This window comes from Streptomyces sp. NPDC030245, from assembly GCF_055572995.1.
The window spans coordinates 945,944-964,093 of the sequence record NZ_JBVICF010000001.1 but is presented as its reverse complement, the minus strand read 5'-3'; the positions used below and the strand labels follow the sequence as shown (position 1 = coordinate 964,093).

At 71.7% G+C, this 18,150-nt stretch carries 13 protein-coding genes and 1 other RNA gene; 9 read left to right on the top strand and 5 right to left on the bottom strand.

Features of this window, described 5'->3' with window-relative positions:
- Positions 1-98: 98 nt before the first annotated feature.
- The 4 genes from ACZ4Z4_RS04285 to ACZ4Z4_RS04270 form a co-directional block, all read right to left on the bottom strand.
- Positions 99-986, bottom strand: coding sequence for a carbohydrate ABC transporter permease (locus ACZ4Z4_RS04285; RefSeq protein WP_468321848.1), 888 nt, complete (start codon positions 984-986; stop codon positions 99-101).
- Entirely contained in the window at positions 983-2,329 is a 1,347-nt protein-coding gene (locus tag ACZ4Z4_RS04280) for a carbohydrate ABC transporter permease (protein WP_468321845.1), read from the bottom strand. Before ACZ4Z4_RS04280 ends, ACZ4Z4_RS04285 begins: the two co-directional genes overlap by 4 nt.
- A 4-nt stretch (positions 2,330-2,333) precedes the next feature.
- Entirely contained in the window at positions 2,334-3,725 is a 1,392-nt protein-coding gene (locus tag ACZ4Z4_RS04275; RefSeq protein WP_468321843.1) for an ABC transporter substrate-binding protein, read from the bottom strand.
- A 268-nt stretch (positions 3,726-3,993) separates the two neighbouring features.
- Positions 3,994-7,464 carry an FHA domain-containing protein gene (locus ACZ4Z4_RS04270; RefSeq protein ID WP_468321840.1) on the bottom strand — a complete coding sequence of 1,157 codons (3,471 nt, stop codon included), beginning with the start codon at positions 7,462-7,464 and terminating at the stop codon, positions 3,994-3,996.
- Between the two features lie 437 nt (positions 7,465-7,901).
- Between ACZ4Z4_RS04270 and ACZ4Z4_RS04265 the strand changes: the two genes are divergently transcribed.
- From ACZ4Z4_RS04265 to ACZ4Z4_RS04250, 4 genes are all read left to right on the top strand, one after another.
- On the top strand, positions 7,902-9,614 hold the full coding sequence (locus tag ACZ4Z4_RS04265; protein WP_468321838.1) for a serine/threonine-protein kinase: 1,713 nt from the start codon (positions 7,902-7,904) through the stop codon (positions 9,612-9,614).
- 120 nt (positions 9,615-9,734) lie between these two features.
- Entirely contained in the window at positions 9,735-10,988 is a 1,254-nt protein-coding gene (locus tag ACZ4Z4_RS04260; RefSeq protein WP_468321835.1) for a serine/threonine-protein kinase, read from the top strand.
- 453 nt (positions 10,989-11,441) lie between these two features.
- Positions 11,442-12,548, top strand: coding sequence for a peptide chain release factor 2 (gene prfB, locus ACZ4Z4_RS04255; RefSeq protein WP_468321833.1), 1,107 nt, complete (start codon positions 11,442-11,444; stop codon positions 12,546-12,548).
- Positions 12,549-12,848: 300 nt separating this feature from the next.
- Positions 12,849-13,511: an LPXTG cell wall anchor domain-containing protein gene (locus ACZ4Z4_RS04250; RefSeq protein ID WP_468321830.1), complete on the top strand. Its 663-nt coding sequence runs from the start codon at positions 12,849-12,851 to the stop codon at positions 13,509-13,511.
- A gap of 140 nt (positions 13,512-13,651) precedes the next feature.
- Here ACZ4Z4_RS04250 and ACZ4Z4_RS04245 read toward each other — a convergent pair whose 3' ends face one another.
- Positions 13,652-13,843 (bottom strand): hypothetical protein, encoded by a 192-nt coding sequence (locus ACZ4Z4_RS04245; RefSeq protein WP_468321827.1) that lies wholly within the window; start codon positions 13,841-13,843, stop codon positions 13,652-13,654.
- 228 nt (positions 13,844-14,071) lie between these two features.
- Here ACZ4Z4_RS04245 and ftsE point away from each other — a divergent pair, with 228 nt between their 5' ends.
- The 5 genes from ftsE to ssrA all read left to right on the top strand — a co-directional run bounded on the left by ftsE (position 14,072) and on the right by ssrA (position 18,078).
- Positions 14,072-14,761 carry a cell division ATP-binding protein FtsE gene (ftsE, locus tag ACZ4Z4_RS04240; RefSeq protein ID WP_055569411.1) on the top strand — a complete coding sequence of 230 codons (690 nt, stop codon included), beginning with the start codon at positions 14,072-14,074 and terminating at the stop codon, positions 14,759-14,761.
- Between the two features lie 52 nt (positions 14,762-14,813).
- The gene (gene ftsX / locus ACZ4Z4_RS04235) at positions 14,814-15,731 is read left to right on the top strand and encodes a permease-like cell division protein FtsX (RefSeq protein WP_362987091.1); all 918 of its coding nucleotides are present in this window, start codon (positions 14,814-14,816) and stop codon (positions 15,729-15,731) included.
- Positions 15,732-15,809: 78 nt separating this feature from the next.
- The gene (locus ACZ4Z4_RS04230; RefSeq protein ID WP_468321823.1) at positions 15,810-17,024 is read left to right on the top strand and encodes a S41 family peptidase; all 1,215 of its coding nucleotides are present in this window, start codon (positions 15,810-15,812) and stop codon (positions 17,022-17,024) included.
- A gap of 18 nt (positions 17,025-17,042) precedes the next feature.
- Positions 17,043-17,564, top strand: a complete 522-nt coding sequence (smpB, locus tag ACZ4Z4_RS04225; protein ID WP_468321820.1) for an SsrA-binding protein SmpB — start codon at positions 17,043-17,045, stop codon at positions 17,562-17,564.
- 144 nt (positions 17,565-17,708) lie between these two features.
- Positions 17,709-18,078: a transfer-messenger RNA gene (ssrA, locus tag ACZ4Z4_RS04220) on the top strand.
- The last annotated feature ends 72 nt before the right edge of the window (positions 18,079-18,150 follow it).

Sequence of the window (18,150 nt, the reverse complement as noted above, 5' to 3'; positions counted from 1 at the left end):
CCCAGAGCTCTCGCGCAGCTACGCCATTCTCGCGGAGGCCGGACGGGTCATGTCCACGCCCCGTCCGGCTCCTGTCCCTCCACTTGTCCCCCTGTCCCCTACTTCACCGCTCCCGCCATCACCCCGGAGACGAACTGCCGCTGGAACGCGAAGAACACGGCCAGCGGAATCACCATCGAGATGAACGCGCCCGGCGCCAGGATCTGCACGTTGTCGCCGAAGAACCGCACCTGCTGCTGGAGCGCGACCGTGATCGGCGGGTTCTGCGAGTCCGCGAAGATCAACGCGATCAGCATGTCGTTCCAGACCCAGAGGAACTGGAAGATGCCGAGCGAGGCGATCGCGGGCGCCCCCAGCGGCATCACGACCCGCAGGAACAGCCGCATCTCGCCCGCGCCGTCGAGCCGGGCCGCCTCCAGGAGTTCACGCGGGATCTCCGCGAAGAAGTTCCGCAACAGGAAGATCGCGAACGGCAGGCCGAACGCCACATGGAAGAGGATCACGCCGATCGTCGTCTCGAAGATGCCGATCTCGCCGAACAGCTTGGAGACCGGCAGGAGCGCCACCTGCACCGGCACGACGAGCAGCCCCACCACGCCGATGAACCACCAGTCGCGCCCCGGGAAATCCATCCACGCGAAGGCGTACCCGGCGAGCGCCCCGATCACCACGACGAGCAGCGTCGCCGGCACGGTGATCATGACGCTGGCCAGGATCGAGTCGGTGATCGTGTCGTCTTCCAGCAGGTTCGAGTAGTTGTCCAGCGTCAGCTGCGAGGGCGCGCCGAAGACCTTCCACCAGCCGCTCTCGCTCATGTCGGCGGGCGTCCGCAGCGAGCCGATCAGCAGCCCGACCGCCGGCACCAGCCAGAACAGGCCGACCAGCACGAGGAACACGCGCAGCGCGGTGCCGCCCAGCGCCGAGGCGATACGCGCACCCAGGGACTGCTTGCCCTTGACGGTCACGGTCTCGGTCTGCGTCGTCACCGCTGCGCCTCCCGCCTCATCCGCCGAATGTTGAAGAGCATCACCGGAATCACCAGCAGGAAGAGCAGGACGGCGATCGCGCTCGCCACGCCTGCGTCCCGGTCGCCGAACGCCGAGTTGTACAGCTGGACCGCCAGCACGTTCGCCTCGTCCTTCGACGAGCCCGGCGGGATCACGAAGACCAGGTCGAAGATCTTCAGTACGTTGATCATCAGCGTGACCAGCACCACCGCGAGGACCGGGGCGAGCAGCGGCACCGTCACCCGCCGGAACACCTGCCACTCGTTGGCGCCGTCCACGCGCGCCGCCTCCAGGAGCTCACGCGGCACACTCGCCAGGCCCGCCGCGATCAGGACCATCGCGAAGCCCGCCCACATCCACAGGTAGGAGCCGATGATCGCGGGCGTGATCAGGCTCGGGCCGAGCCAGTCCACGCCGTTGTACGCCTCCCGGAAGTTCGACGCCGGATAGCGGAGTTGGGCTCCGTCGGCCTCCTTGGGGAGCGCGAAGGTGCCGTCCGCCGCCGCCTCCGTGGACGCCACGACCTCGCCGTCCTTGACGGCCTCGATCTTGATGCCCGCGTAGCCGAACTCCGAGGAGTCGGGGGCGTTCGGCTCGCCCCTGCCCTTGCCGCGCGTGAAGTCCTGCCAGGCCGTGCCGGTGACCCGGTCCGGGTCGGCCCGCGCCGGCTCCGCGGCCTTCGCGTCGTCCGGCATCTCGTTCGGCGGCACACCCGTCAGCGGCAGGACCACCGGCTTGCCCGCCTCGACCGGCTCCTTCGTGATGAAGGCGCCGCCGCCCGCCGGCTTGAGGGGCGAGTTCATGCTCGGATGCGCCTGCGGGAACGCCGACGCCTCCGCGAACGTGTCGTGCACGCTCACCGCCACCGCGTTGGCCACGCCCCGGTCGGGATCGGACTCGTACACGAGCCGGAAGATGATGCCCGCGGCCAGCATGGAGATCGCCATCGGCATGAAGATGACGAGCTTGAACGCCGTGCCCCAGCGCACCCGTTCCGTCAACACCGCGAAGATCAGGCCGAGCGCGGTCGCCACGGTCGGCGCCACCACCAGCCAGATCGCGTTGTTCTTGATGGCGGTCACGATGCTGTCGTCGGTGAACAGCGTCTCGTAGTTGCCGAACGCGGTGAAGTCGCCCGACTTGTCGAAGAAACTGCGGAACAGCGAGTACCCGATGGGGTAGAGGACGAGCGCGCCGAGCAGCACCAGGGCGGGCAGCAGGAACAGCACCGCCACGGCCTTGCGGGTGCCGGTCACGCTCTTGCGCGAGGTCGGGGCCGGGGGCACCACCCGCGGGGTGCCCTCGGCGTTCGCGGACGCCACCGCGTCAGTCCTTGTAGGCCTTGGCGGCGGCCGTCTCCAGGACCCGCTGCGTACCGGCGACGTCCTTCGGGTCCTTCAGGAAGTCCTGGAGGGCCTTCCACTCGCCCTTGCCCGGCGTGCCGCCGAAGGACTGCGGGGCCTGGTCGGACATGTCGAAGCGGATGTCGTCACCGGCCTCGATCAGCGCCTTGGCGATATTGCGCTGCACGTCGTTCGGGTACGCCGACATGTCCAGGCTCTTGTTCGGCGAGATGAAGCCGCCCGCCTCCGCCCAGATCTCCGCCGCGTCCGGCGAGCCCAGGAACGTCAGCAGCGCCTGCGCGCCCTTGCTGTCCTTCAGCGCGACCGCGGCGTCGCCGCCGACCACGGCGGGGGACTCGTCACCGACCGCCGGGAAGGGGAACACCTTGGCGTCCGTCCCCACCTTCGCCTTCGTCTCCGAAATGGCGAGGGAGACCATGTCGCCCTCGAAGACCATGCCCGCCTTCGGCTGGTCGCCGCCCCGGAAGGTCTGCTTCACGGACGCGGGGAACTCCGTTTGCAGCGCGCCGTCCGCGCCGCCCGCCACGAAGCCCTTCTTCCCGAACAGCTCACCGAGCGTGGTCAGCGCGTTCTTGACGGACGGGTCCGTCCACTTGATCTTGTGCTGGGCGAGCTGGTCGTACTTCTCCGGGCCCGCCTGCGAGAGGTAGATGTTCTCGAACCAGTCGGTGAGCGTCCACGCCTCGGCACCCGCCACCGATACCGGCGCCACACCGGAGTCGTAGACTGTCTGGGAGACCTCCATGAACTCGTCCCAGGTCTTCGGGGCTTTGACGCCGGCGTTCTCGAAGACGAGCGTGTTGTACCAGATCAGCGACTTGTTGGCCGCCTTGAAGTACACGCCGTACTGCTTGCCGTCGACGGCTCCCAGATCCTGCCAGCCCTTGGCGTAGTTCTTGTCGAGCTGCTTCTGGGCCTCGGCGCCGACCGGCTTGGCCCACTTGTTCGCCACGGCCTGCTCGATCGCACCGACCTGCGGCAGCATCGCGACGTCCGGTGGCGCCCCGCCCGCCACCTTCGACTCCAGGAAGCTGATGATGGGGTCCTGCGCGGGCACGAAGGAGACCTTGGCGCCGGTCCGCTTCTCGAATTCGTCCAGGACCTTCAGGAACACCTTGCGCTCCGCGCCGCCCCACACGGCGGCCACGGAGACGTTCTCCCCGTCCAGCTTCGGCAGCCGGAGCGCGGTCCCGGTCTCCTTGTCGCCGCCGGAGCCCTTGTCGCCGTCGTCGCTGTCGTCACCGCCGCACGCGGTGACGGTGAGAGCGAGCGCGCCCGCGACGACGGCCGAGGCGATCCTGGCTGTGGTACGCCGCTGTAGCGGTGCCCTGCGTGTACGAAGAGTGCTGCGCATCACTGCCCCGTTCTCTCCCCTGGCGAGTCCCGTGCGATCTGGTCTACGCCCGCGCGGGGAGGGGCGGCAAGATGGCCTGCGCTGTCAACTCATTGATCGTAATGGCCTTGTGACGTGGCGTCACGAGGTTTAGGAACGCGTTTCCCACACAACCGGGCCCACGTTCCGCCCCGGCCCCGGAGCATGTTTCCCCCCAGTCCCGGAGCCGGTGTCCCTCCCGGCCGGAGCGCGCTTTCCGCACGCCCCGGATCCCCCGGATCAGGTGCCGTCACAGCAGGGACGGCACCTGGTCCGCCGAGACGGATCGCGCGGCTCGCTCCAGCGCGCTGGCCAGCAGGGCCAGGTCCGTCGGGCCGTTGCCCAGCTCCCGCACGGGCCGACGGGCCGGCGGGTCGCCCATCCGCTCCCACTCCAGAGGGACCACCGTGGGCCGCAACGTCGCCGTACGCGGAATGCGGCCCGTCACCCGGCCCGCCTGGAAGGCGGTGGCCCGCCCGTCCGGGGAGCGGAGCTCGCCCCGCCCCGGCGCGGGCTCCTCCGGCCCCGAGGCGACCGCGTCGAGGACCACCCGCAGCGACGCCCGCTGCCCCAGCTCCGTCTCCGGCATCCGCTCACTGCGCCCCGTGGTCGCCACGAGATGCACCCCGAGCCGCTCCCCGTCCCGCGCCACGGCCTCCAGCGCCCGGACGACCGAACCGGCGGCGGGCCGCCCGGGGGAGCCGAGGGCGGGGGAGAGCAGCGCGTCGAAGTCGTCGACGAGGACCACGAGCCGGGGCAGCGGCGGCCCCGGCTCCACCCGCTGCCGCGCCGCGGCGGGCCGCAGCCGCATCGTGGCACTGGGCGGCGGATCGAGGTCGCCGTCGAGCCCCTGCGCCACTCCGGAAGCCCCCACGGAGGAAGCGGGGGAAGCGGCGGTGGAGCTCACGGACGAGGCCGTCGCGGCCGCGGTCGTGGACGACTGCGAGCGCTGCGCGACCATCCGCCCCGACACCTCGCGCTGCGTGTGCCACTCGGTGAACCCGAGCCTGCCGAGCAGCTCGGCCCTGCGCTTCAGCTCGGCGGCCAGGGACTGGGCGAACTCCCGCATGCGCACCGGGTCGTTGGCCACCAGGTGCGTGGTGACGTGCGGCAGGTCCGTACAGACCCCGAGCCCCGCTCCCTGCCGCCCCGCGGCGCCGCCCGCGCCGACGCCGTCCCGCCCGTCCACGAGCACGATGCCGAGCCGGTCGGGGCGCTCGGCGGCGGCCAGCGAGGCGGCGACGGAGCGCAGCAGCTCCGTACGCCCGCTGCCCGTGGGGCCCTCCACGAGCAGATGCGGCCCGTCGGCGGCGAGGTCCGCGACGACGGGCCCGCGCGGTCCCGCGCCGAGTACCGCCACGGCGCGCCCGCCGAGCGCCTCCGGGTCGTCGGCGGCCGCCGCCCACCGCGCCATCAGGGATGCGGGCGTGGCCCTGGCGAGCCCCAGCTCGTCGAGGAGCCGGGCCGCCTGGGGCAGCGGCGCGGACACGCGCGCGTGCCCCGCGCCGGCCGTGCCGTCCGTCCGCAGCGGGGCGAGCGCCCGCGCGAACCGCTCGGCCCAGGCCGCCGACACGGCGTCCACGGCGGCGACGGTGCCGTGCCCCGCGGGACGTCCGCCCGCCGTCCGCATCAGCCGCAGCGCGGTCGCCACGTCACCGCTGAGCAGCGCGACGGCACCGCACGCGCGGAAGGCCGGCGACACCGCGCAGGCGGCTTCGTACGTGTCGAGGACCGGGGACGCGGGTGAGGCCGCCACCGTCTCGGCGAGGCACACCACGTGGATCCCGGCGCGGGCCCCCTCGTCGGCGAGCCGGGCGGTGGCCTCGCGCAGCGCGGCGGACCCGGGGTCGCCGTCGACGACGACGACCGTGCGGGCACCGGTCTCCGTGCCGTCCGCGCCGTACACGCCGCCGTCGGCGATGCGGTCGTCGAGGCGCCGGACCAGCTCGTCGGTGCGGGCCGCCGCCTGGTCGCGGTCGTAGGCGAGGAGGAGGCGGCAGTCCTGGCCGTGGGTGGGCCGCAGGTGGGGCAGCCAGCCGAGCCAGGCCCACTCGGCGGTGCGCTCGGCCGTGGGGCGCGCCCGGTCCGTGCTGATCAGCACGAGCTCCAGGGAGTCGGGCGAGTGCAGCGCGGCGAGCTGGGCGACGACCGCCCTGGCCAGGCCGGCCAGCCGGTCCCTGGGCCCGGCGAGGCCCAGCGAGCCCGCCTCGCGCAGGCCGACCGTGACGGGCACGGCGGGTAGCAGCTCATCGTACCCGTCGGCGCCCGGCAGGGTCCGGTCGACCGTGCCGAGCCGCACCGCGAGAGCCTCGGGGTGGCCCGGTCCGCGCTCCCAGAGGCGGGGTCCGGGGCCGAGCGCGGTGAGCAGCAGGGTGGCGGGATCCGGCCACGACTCCGGCGTACGGGCGGCGGCGGTTATGGCGAGGTCTTCGGGGGAGGGCTCCAGCGGCCCGCCACCGGTGCCGCCGTGGCCGCCGTCGGCGTACGCGTCATGCCCCTCGTGCCCCTCGTACGCCTCGGGGCCGTCCGGGCCGTCGTACACGTCGTACTCGTCGTATCCCTCGGGGGTCCGGCCGCCGGTCAGCCGGCGGGCCCAGGCGGAGAGGCCGCCGCGCTTGCGCAGGCCGCGCGGCACGGTCGTGCCGCGCGCGGGTGTGCCGGTGGCGCCGGGGGCGCCGGTGGTCCCGGTGAAGGCTCGCTCGGCGTGCGGCACGCCGCCCTGCTGCGGCACGACGGGTGTGCCGGGGGCCGTGGGGCCGGTGGGGCCCGCAGGACCGGAGGAGCCGCCGGGCGTCCCGTGCAGGGCCGTGGAGCCGGTGGGGCCCGTGGGCCCGGCGGGGCCCACAGAACCCGGGAGCCCGCCGTGCGTCCCCTGCCCGCCGTACCCGGACATCGGCCGGTGTTCGTGCGGCGGCGCGCCCTCGAACGTCGCCCCCTGCGCGCCGAACGCCCCCGTGCCGCCCGCGGCGCCCCAGCCCGCCGAGCCGTACGCATGGTGGGTAGGGGCAGCCTCTCCGAGGGTGGGCGGCGGCGCTGCGGCGGGGCGCACGCGCACGTGGCCCTCGCCGTCCGGGGCCGTCGGGAGCGTGGCGCCCGCGCCGGGCACCGGGCCGCCCCTGCCGTCCGTCAGGCGGAGCGCGGACTCGCCGATGCGCAGCAGGGAGCCGGGGGAGAGCCGGACCGGCTGGTCGGTGATCTCCCTGCCGTCCACCGCCGTGCCGTTCGTCGAGCGGAGGTCCGCGACCGTGACGCGGCCGTCCGGGTCGAGCGTGACCGCGCAGTGCAGCCGGGAGACGTCCGGGTCGTCCAGCGGCACGTCCGCCTCCGCGGAGCGGCCGACCCGGATCTGGCCGCCGTGCAGCAGATGGACGCCGCCCGCGTCCGGACCCGCCACCACGTGCAACTGGGCGGCGGCGCCGGACAGTTCGGGACCCGGCTCGGCGGGGGCGCCCAGCGAGAGCACCGCGCCGTCGATCAAGGGGGGCTCGCCGAGCGTGCAGCGCTGGGCGTCCAGGCGGTCCTGGCCCGCGAACAGCACGAGGGGGGCCTCGCCGCCCGCCACGGCCGTGGCGAGACCGGAGACCACCGCGGCGAGCGCGGTCCCCGCGGGGGCGGTGACCAGGACGTCACAGGCGCCCTGCGGCCCGGTCGCCGCCGTGGGGCGGCCTTGCTGCTCGGGCTGGCCGCTGCGCGGCCCGAGGACGGTCAGCCGGATCTGCATCGCCGTCAGCGGTCCCTTCTGCGCTGGGCGCCCGGCACGGGGACACGCGCTGTGATTCCCCCCACCGCACACGGGCACGTCGGCCAGTACTGGAGGCATCCTCGCACCTGCCACTGACAACACGCCCGGCGGCCACCCGTAAGTGATCTTGATTGGTCGGCTCTGCTCGGAAAAGTGCCTGCTTGGACCGTTGCGTATAAGGGGGAAGGTTCCTCGAAGAAGGTCGATTCGGGACCACTCGGCAACCAATGGCCACGGGCCGGCGTCTTCCCACCGAACAGCGATCCGGAAAGCCCCGGAAAGAAATGGCCGAGAGGAATCCGACCGGCCGGTGCCCTGTTCGGCGGCACTACAGTGGGTCGGAACACCATCGGACAGACCCCCGGACAGGACCAGCGTCCGGACGGGACCAGCCAGACCAGCAGGGAGCGCATGACGTGCGGCCGGTAGGCAGCAAGTACCTGCTCGAGGAGCCGCTCGGGCGCGGCGCCACGGGCACCGTCTGGCGAGCCCGCCAGCGGGAGACCGCGGGCGCCGAGGCGGCCGTTCCCGGCCAGCCCGGCGAGACCGTCGCGATCAAGGTCCTCAAGGAAGAGCTCGCCAACGACGCGGACGTCGTGATGCGCTTCCTCAGAGAGCGGTCCGTCCTGCTCAGGCTCACGCACGAGAACATCGTCCGTACGCGTGACCTCGTCGTCGAGGGCGACCTCCTCGCCCTGGTCATGGACCTCGTGGACGGCCCCGACCTGCACCGCTATCTCCGCGAGAACGGCCCGTTCACGCCGGTCGCGGCGGCCCTGCTGACCGCCCAGATCGCCGACGCGCTCGCCGCGAGCCACGCCGACGGCGTGGTGCACCGCGACCTGAAGCCGGCGAACGTCCTGCTCAAGCAGGACGCCCAGGGCATGCACCCGATGCTCACCGACTTCGGCATCGCACGCCTCGCGGACTCGCCCGGCCTGACCCGCACCCACGAATTCGTCGGCACGCCCGCGTACGTCGCGCCGGAGTCCGCCGAGGGCCGCCCGCAGACCAGTGCCGTGGACATCTACGGCGCGGGCATCCTGCTGTACGAGCTCGTCACCGGCCGCCCGCCGTTCTCCGGCGGCTCCGCCCTCGAAGTCCTGCACCAGCACCTCAGCGCCGAGCCGCGCCGCCCCTCGACCGTGCCCGACCCGCTGTGGACGGTCATCGAGCGCTGCCTCGACAAGAACCCGGACCGCCGCCCCAGCGCCGAGAACCTCGCCCGCGGCCTGCGCGCCGTCGCCGAGGGCGTCGGCGTGCACTCCACCCCGGCGCAGATCGCCGCCGCGGAGGGCGTGGGCGCGCTCCTCATGCCGGACCCGTCGCCGGCCCCCGTGCCGGGGACCCCGGGCGCGGCCGACCCCACGCAGGTGCTGCCGAGCACCGCGGGCTCGTACGACCCGAACGCCGCGACCAGTGTCATGCAGAGCACCGGCGGCCACACCCCCGGCTCCCCGGACGCCGACGCGACCTCCGTCCTGCCGAACAACCGCGGCGGCAACGCCGACCCGACCGCGGTCATGCCGCCCGTCCCGCCGAACGCCCCGGGGCCGGACCCGAACGACCCGCACCCCTGGCAGAGCCAGATGGCCGCGGCCCGTGACCGCAACGACCAGACCCAGTACCAGGCCTATCTGGACCCCGAGCAGGACCCGCTGCGCCGCCGCCCCCAGCGCCAGGTCGCCCGGCCCCAGCAGCAGCCGCAGCAGCAGCACCCCCAGCAGTACGCGCCGCAGCAGCCGCGCGGACAGCGCCAGCAGCAGCGACAGCAGCGCCCCCAGCCGTACGCGCCCGCGCCGCAGCAGCACCAGCCCCAGCACCAGCCCCAGCAGTACGCCGCGCCCCCGCAGGCGCCGCCGCCCCAGCAGCCCGCCCCGCGTCCCGCGCGGGAGCCGCGCGAGCCGCGTCAGCCGAGGCAGCGCAGCGCCAACCCGATGAAGATCCCGGGTCTCGGCTGCCTCAAGGGCTGCCTGTTCACCATCGTCATCCTCTTCGTGGCGAGCTGGCTGGTCTGGGAGTTCAGCCCTCTCCAGGACTGGATCGGTACGACGAAGGGGTACTGGGAGCAGCTGACGGACTGGTACAACACGGTCGGCGACTGGATCGGCAAGGTCGGCGGCAAGTAGCCCCCACCCGGGCTGCCCTGGGGATTTGTCGACATCTGCAGAGTGAAATCCGCTCCCGGAGTGAAGGTTGGCGGCAAGGCCGCGTAGTTTTGTCGCCAACACGCATCCGTAGGAGCAGTCTTGACGCGCAAGATCGGCAGCCGGTACACCGCCCACCAGATCCTGGGCCGTGGCAGCGCCGGCACGGTGTGGCTGGGCGAGGGCCCCGAGGGCCCCGTCGCCATCAAGCTGCTGCGCGAGGACCTGGCGTCCGACCAGGAACTCGTCGGCCGCTTCGTCCAGGAGCGCACGGCGCTGCTCAGCCTCGACCACGCGCGCGTGGTGGGCGTCCACGACCTGGTCGTCGACGGCAACGACCTCGCCCTCGTCATGGACCTCGTCCGCGGCACGGACCTGCGCACCCGCCTGGAGCGCGAGCGGCGCATGGCGCCCGAGGCCGCCGTCGCCATCGTCGCGGACGTCGCCGACGGCCTCGCCGCCGCGCACGCCGCGGGCATCGTCCACCGCGACGTCAAGCCCGAGAACGTGCTCCTGGACATGCAGGGCCCCCTCGGCCCCGGCGGCGCCCACCCCGCCCTCCTCACGGACTTCGGCGTCGCCAAGCTGATCGACTCCCCGCGCCGGACCCGCGCGACGAAGATCATCGGGACGCCGGACTACCTCGCCCCCGAGATCGTCGAAGGCCTGCCCCCGCGCGCGGCCGTCGACATCTACGCCCTCGCCACGGTCCTGTACGAGCTCCTCGCCGGCTTCACCCCCTTCGGCGGCGGCCACCCCGGCGCGGTCCTGCGCCGCCACGTCACCGAGACGGTGGTGCCCCTCCCCGGCATCCCCGAGGAACTGTGGCAGCTCCTCGTCCAGTGCCTGGCCAAGGCGCCCGCGTCCCGGCTGCGCGCCTCCGAGCTGGCGACGCGCCTGCGGGAGCTGCTTCCGCTGGTCGCGGGGATGCCGCCGCTGGACGTCGACGAACCGGACACGGAGTCCGACCAGGCGGAGCCCTACGAGAACGCCCCCTCCACCCCCACCTCCTCCGAACCCCGGGAGGCGGCTCCCCGGCGGGGCGCCGTCCCCCTCGTCCCCGGCTCGGCCTCCGCCGACTCCAACCGCGACACCCACACGTCCATGCGGGTCCCGGGCCCCGACGAGCTGGCCGGCGGCGCCCGCGGCACGGCCCGCGCCCCCCGCGCCGCGGGCACGGCCCGCCCCGGCTCCGCCAAACACCGCTCCTCGGCCCGCCGCCGCAGGATCACCCTGGCCGTGGCAGGAACGGTCCTGGCAGCCGCGGCCGGCATCGCCACCTGGACAGCCACAACCAACGACGACCCCGCCCCGCCCCCCTCAGACACCAAAAACTCGGCCCCGCCGTCCCCCTAGCGCCCTTCCACCTTCCGCCTCCGCCAAAGAGGACGGCCCACCAGACGGGTGGGCGGGGCGCCCCGCCGTCCTGCCAGGGCGGGGGCTGCGCCAGCGGCGCTGGGGTGGGTGGGGTCTACGGCGAGGGGCAGGCGGGGCGGCCGACCTTCGGCGCCGAAGGCGGGAGGCTGTGCCTGGACGGGCGGGGCGCCCCACCGTCCCCGCTGTGGCCCCCTACGGCACCACTCGGCGCGGGGCGCACGGGACGGTGGGGCGGCCCACCGCCCCCGCTTGTGGCTCCTACGGCACCATTCGGCGCGGGGCGCACGGGTGGGTGGGTGGGAGGTATCCGCCGCGGAGCGGCGGGACAGGGCACGCCCCACCGGCGGTAAGCCGAACAGAGGAGCCCCGCCCAAGCCCCGCAGGGACCCCGCCCCGGACCGGGCCACTTGCCGCAACCGTTACGCTGGACTCGTGGCAGTCGTCGATGTTTCCGAAGAGCTCAAGTCCCTCTCCTCGACCATGGAGTCGATCGAGGCCGTCCTGGACCTCGACAGCATGAGGGCCGATATCGCCGTGCTCGAGGAGCAGGCGGCCGCGCCGTCCCTGTGGGACGACCCCGACGCGGCGCAGAAGATCACCAGCAAGCTGAGCCACCTCCAGGCGGAGGTGCGGAAGGCCGAGGCGCTCCGCGGGCGCATCGACGACCTCAGCGTGCTGTTCGAGATGGCCGAGGAGGAGGACGACTCGGACACCCGCGCCGAGGCGGAGTCCGAGCTGGAGTCCGTCAAGAAGGCGCTGGACGAGATGGAGGTCAGGACCCTCCTCTCCGGGGAGTACGACGCGCGTGAGGCCGTCGTCACCATCCGCGCGGAGGCCGGCGGCGTCGACGCCTCCGACTTCGCCGAGAAGCTCCAGCGCATGTACCTGCGCTGGGCCGAGCGCCACGGCTACAAGACGGAGCTCTACGAGACGTCGTACGCGGAAGAGGCCGGCATCAAGTCGACCACCTTCGCCGTCAACGTCCCGTACGCGTACGGCACGCTCTCCGTCGAGCAGGGCACCCACCGCCTCGTCCGCATCTCGCCCTTCGACAACCAGGGCCGCCGCCAGACCTCCTTCGCGGGCGTCGAGATCCTCCCGGTCGTCGAGCAGACCGACCACATCGAGATCGACGAGAGCGAGCTGCGCGTCGACGTGTACCGCTCCTCGGGCCCCGGCGGCCAGGGCGTCAACACCACCGACTCCGCGGTCCGCCTGACCCACCTGCCGACCGGCATCGTCGTCTCCTGCCAGAACGAGCGCTCGCAGATCCAGAACAAGGCGACCGCGATGAACGTCCTCCAGGCGAAGCTCCTGGAGCGCCGCCGCCAGGAGGAGCAGGCGAAGATGAACGCCCTCAAGGGCGACGGCGGCAACTCCTGGGGCAACCAGATGCGTTCGTACGTCCTGCACCCCTACCAGATGGTGAAGGACCTGCGGACGGAGTTCGAGGTCGGCAACCCCGAGTCCGTTTTCAACGGCGAGATCGACGGTTTCCTGGAAGCCGGAATTCGCTGGCGCAAGCAGCAGGAGAAGTAAAAGCCGCCGGAAACGGCTTTATCGACAAGGCAACTGCTGCCCAAGAGGCGGCAGTTGCCTTTTGCGTCACAGTCAGATGTCCGTACGACGGTCAACTCCCCCAATTTCGGACATCGCGCCCGCAACGACCTTGACGCTGCTGTGAAAAGTGGAAAGGCTAGCGCGCGGCGTGCGTATTTCTGGGGCGCGTGGGATCCGTGGGGGCCGGAGGCCGATGGTGATGGCTGATCGAACGCCCCCGGCGAACGCAGCCCCGGACGCTGCCTCACTGACGATTCAGCTACTGGGGGTAGCAACCAGATGACGAAGAAGACGCGGATCCGTGTCGCGCGAATAGCCGCCGGCGCGGTGATCGCCGCCGGTGCCTCGCTGACCGCCGCGGGTGCCGCCTCGGCCCTCGACGTCGGCGTCGAGCTCGGCGGGGTGGGCGCCGGCGCCCACGCCGACGAGAGCGGCGTGGGCGTGGACGTGGACCTGGACCCGGCCGACGACCCGGCCCCGGGCGACCCCGAGGACCCCTCGGACCCGCCGGAGCCCTCCGAGGAGCCCACGGAGCCGAGCGAGGAGCCGACGGACCCGGAGATTCCGACCGAGGAGCCCACGGACCCCGAGATCCCGACCGAGGACCCCACCACCGACCCGGGTGAGGGCAACGGCAACGGCGGCAACAACGGTCACGGCAACGGCGGCGGCGACAACGGCGGCAACGACGCCGACCCCGACGGCGGCGGCTCCGTCCCCGTCGAGCAGGGCAAGGGCAAGGACAGCCTGTCCGACACCGGCTCCCAGCCGGTCGAGCAGGGCGGCAACAACGCCCAGCCGGCCGCCGACAAGGGCGAGCTGGCCGAGACCGGCGCCGCCGAGACCACCTTCCTGCTGATCGGCGCCGCGACGATGATCGCCGGCGGCATCGGCTTCCGCGTGCTGCCGCGCCTCGTCGGCAACCGCGGCGCGGCCGCCTGATCGCCTGATCGAGGCCCAGCCGTACGACACGTACGCGTGAAAGAAGGGCCCGGAGCTTCACGGAGCTCCGGGCCCTTCTTCGCGTGTACGTGCCGTGACTCTCCGTACTGAAATCCACACCGCCCCGCAGGGCCGGCGCTCTACGCGGTCTGCTGCGCCAGCAGCACGACCGCCGCGATCAACACGACGAGCAGCGCTATCAGTGCCGCGGGATTGAGCCCGGCGAAGGGCCCTTCCTGCTGCATACGCTCGCGATTGGCCCGGCACACGGGGCAGCGGCCTTCACTCACGGGCGCTGCGCAGTTCGCGCATACCAACCGATCCAGGGTCATGCGCTTCTCCTCCCGCACAGTCTCAGCCTGCCCAACGCTACGGGGAACTCAATCGTTCCCCCTACCACTGTGCCAGCTTCCGCGGATTTCGGCGCGGCCCGCCCGTTCGCCACGGTCTCCGCCCCGTACTTCCGCGACAATCCGCGCAACTCAGGACGCCGACTGCGCGCGCGTACCTGCTTCGCGTATGGTCACGCTCACCTACCCCCGGCAAACCGTGGTGCATCCGTGATCCGATTCGACAACGTCTCCAAGGCCTATCCGAAGCAGACCCGCCCCGCGCTCAGGGACGTCTCCCTCGAGATCGAGAAGGGCGAGTTCGTCTTCCTGGTGGGATCCTCCGGCTCCGGAAAGTCCACTTTCCTGCGGCTCGTCCTGCGCGAGGAGCGCACCAGCCACGGCCAGGTGCACGTCCTCGGCAAGGATCTCGCGCGCCTGTCCAACTGGAAGGTGCCGCACATGCGGCGCCAGCTGGGCACCGTCTTCCAGGACTTCCGGCTCCTGCCCAACAAGACCGTCGGCGAGAACGTCGCCTTCGCGCAGGAGGTCATCGGCAAGTCCCGCGGCGAGATCCGCAAGTCGGTGCCCCAGGTCCTCGATCTCGTGGGACTCGGCGGCAAGGAGGACCGGATGCCGGGCGAGCTCTCCGGTGGTGAGCAGCAACGCGTGGCGATCGCGCGCGCGTTCGTCAACCGCCCCAAGCTCCTCATCGCCGACGAGCCGACCGGCAACCTCGACCCGCAGACGTCCGTCGGCATCATGAAGCTGCTCGACCGGATCAACCGGACCGGCACCACCGTCGTGATGGCCACCCACGACCAGCAGATCGTGGACCAGATGCGCAAGCGGGTCATCGAGCTGGAGAAGGGCCGCCTCGTCCGCGACCAGTCGCGCGGTGTCTACGGCTACCAGCACTGACGCCGTCCCGCCCGACCGCTGTCTGTTCCACCTGATCCACTGAAAGGCCGCCATGCGCGCCCAGTTCGTCCTGTCGGAGATCGGCGTCGGTCTCCGCCGGAATCTCACGATGACCTTCGCGGTCATCGTCTCCGTAGCGCTTTCGCTCGCCCTCTTCGGCGGTTCGCTGCTCATGCGTGACCAGGTGAGCACGATGAAGGGCTACTGGTACGACAAGGTCAACGTCTCGATCTTCCTCTGCAACAAGGCCGACGCCGAGCAGGACCCCAAGTGCGCCAAGGGCGCCGTCACGAACGAGCAGAAGGACCAGATCCTCGGCGATCTGAAGAAGATGCCCGTCGTGGACAAGGTCACGCACGAGTCGGCGGACGAGGCGTACAAGCACTACAAGGAGCAGTTCGGCGACTCGCCGCTGTCCAGCTCCCTGACGCCGGACCAGATGCAGGAGTCGTACCGCATCAAGCTGAAGGACCCGGAGAAGTACCAGGTGGTCGCGACCGCCTTCTCCGGGCGTGACGGCGTGCAGTCCGTGCAGGACCAGAAGGGCTATCTCGACAACCTCTTCGGGCTGTTGAACGGCATGAACTGGGCGGCCGTGGCGGTGATGGCGCTGATGCTCGTCGTCGCGCTGATGCTGATCGTCAACACCGTGCGCGTCTCGGCTTTCAGCCGCAGACGCGAGACCGGCATCATGCGGCTGGTCGGCGCGTCCAGCTTCTACATCCAGATGCCGTTCATCATGGAGGCCGCCGTCGCCGGCCTCATCGGCGGAGCGGTCGCCTGCGGAATGCTGTTGGTCGGGCGGTACTTCATGATCGACCACGGTCTGGAACTGTCCGAGAAGATCAACCTCATCAACTTCATCGGCTGGGACGCGGTCCTGGCCAAGCTGCCGCTGGTGCTCGCCATCGGCCTTCTCATGCCCGCGCTTGCCGCGTTCTTCGCGTTGCGCAAGTACCTGAAGGTGTGACAAGAGCCGCCTGCGCGGCAGGGCGTCGTACGGTTCAACCAACCGTACGGCGCCCTTCGTTGTCCTAGACTCACCGGCATGTCAGGCCTCGTCCGGTTCGCCGACCGGTTGTCCCGGCCCCGCCGCATCCGCCGCGGGGCGACCCTGACATTGGTCTTCGCGAGCGTCCTCGTCACGGGCGCCGCCACCGGCTCCTGGAGCGACGCCGCCGACGACGGCCGAAATCCCCCTCCTCCTTCGTTACGTTCGGACATGGCGGGCTCTTCGGAGGGTGCAGACGACCCCGAGGACCCCGACGACACCGCGGCGGAGGCCGCCGACGCCGCCGCGAAGGCCATGGCCGACGGCAAGTCCGCCGAGAAGGCCGCCGAGGAAGCCGTCAGCCGCAGCGGGGACCGCTGGGGGTCGGTGTACTCGCCGGGGGAGTACCAGGAGTTCGAGAAGGCCCTCGGCGGCGGGTACACCGGCGTCGGACTGTGGGCACGGCGCGCGGCCGACGGGCGCATCGAGGTCTCCCGGGTCCAGCGGGACGGGCCCGCGGGGCGGGCCGGGCTCCGCGAGGGCGACCGGCTGCGCACCGTCGACGGCAAGCGCGTCACCGGCCGGCCCGTCACGGAGGTCCTCGCCCTGCTGCGCGGCGACCGCGCGGGCACCCCGGTGACCCTGGGCGTGGAGCGCGGCACGCGCGCGTGGCGCGAGACCGTGCGCAGGGCGCATGTCACCACGGACCCGGTCACGGTCAGCCGGCTGCCCGGCGGCGCCGTCCTGATCAAGGTCGCGGCGTTCACCAAGGACTCCGGAGAGGCCGTGCGGACCGCCGTGCGCGAGGCCCCCGAGGGCGCCGGGATCATGCTCGACCTGCGGGGGAACTCCGGAGGCCTCGTCTCGGAGGCGGTCACGGCCGCCTCCGCGCTGGTCGACGGCGGTCTCGTCGCGACGTATGACATACGGGGTGAGGAGAAGGCGCTTCACGCCGAGCGGGGCGGCGACACGGACAGGCCGGTGGTCGCGCTCGTCGACGGCGGCACGATGAGCGCGGCCGAGCTCCTGACGGGTGCGCTCCAGGACCGCGGCCGCGCGGTCGTCGTGGGTTCGAGGACTTTCGGCAAGGGCGCGGTCCAGATGCCGAGCCGCCTGCCCGACGGCTCCGTCGCCGAGCTGACCGTCGGCCACTACCGCACCCCTTCGGGACGGGCCGTCGACGGCCGGGGCATCACCCCGGACCTGGAGGCCGGCGAGCGGGCCGAGGAGCGGGCCGAGACAGTATTGACTGGCCTCGGACCCCCCTCGTAGTGCGAAAATGGCCGGACTATGGCGAAGGAAAAGGTAAAGCGCAAGGCCGCGAAGGCCAATGAGAAGGCCCCCGCCCGGAAGATGGTCGCGCAGAACAAGAAGGCGCGGCACGACTACCACATCCTGGACACCTACGAGTGCGGCCTGGTGCTGATGGGCACCGAGGTCAAGTCGCTGCGTCTGGGCCGGGCCTCCCTGGTGGACGGCTTCGTGCACATCGACCACGGCGAGGCCTGGCTGCACAACATCCACGTCCCGGAGTACGTGCAGGGCACCTGGACCAACCACTCCGCCACGCGGAAGCGGAAGCTCCTGCTGCACCGGGCCGAGATCGACAAGCTGGAGTCCAAGTCCAAGGAGACGGGTCACACGATCGTGCCCCTCTCCCTGTACTTCAAGGACAGCCGGGTCAAGGTCGAGATCGCCCTTGCCAAGGGCAAGAAGGAGTACGACAAGCGGCAGACGCTCCGCGAGAAGCAGGACACGCGCGAGACGAACCGCGCGATCTCGGCGGCGCGGCGGCGCCAGGGGATCGGCTAGCCGCCTCCCGCGGGGTCCGCGGAATAGGCTGGCACCGTCGTGCGTTGGTCACGTACGATGGGTCTTGCTCCGCTGGTGACGGGGCAGGCCGGGCCGGAGAGCCACTGCGAAGTGGTGCGGAAGGTCCGTTTGAAAAATCAACATGGGGATGATCGGTTTCGACAGCGGATGTCGAAGCAGGGGAAGCGTGTCGAGGAAGCGGCAATGATCTCGTAAACCATATGTCGCAACAAATAATCGCCAACACCAAGCGCGATTCCTTCGCCCTCGCTGCCTAAGTAGCGACTTGCGAAGTGTCAGCCCGGGGCTGTTCCCGACCCGGATCCTGGCATCAGCTAGGGAACTAAACTTCTAGGCCCGGTCACGGGACCTAGGAGGAAATCAAACAGTGACTGGGCCCGTCGGCGACTTGTTCGCGTGATCGCCGGGGCCGAGAAAATCGCAGCGAACTGCACACGGAGAAGCCCTGATTCTGCACCGTTGGACGCGGGTTCGATTCCCGCCATCTCCACAATTCCCATGTGAGACAGAAGCCCTCCGGCCCCCCGGCCAGGGGGCTTCTGTCATGCCCCGGGGGCTGTCATGC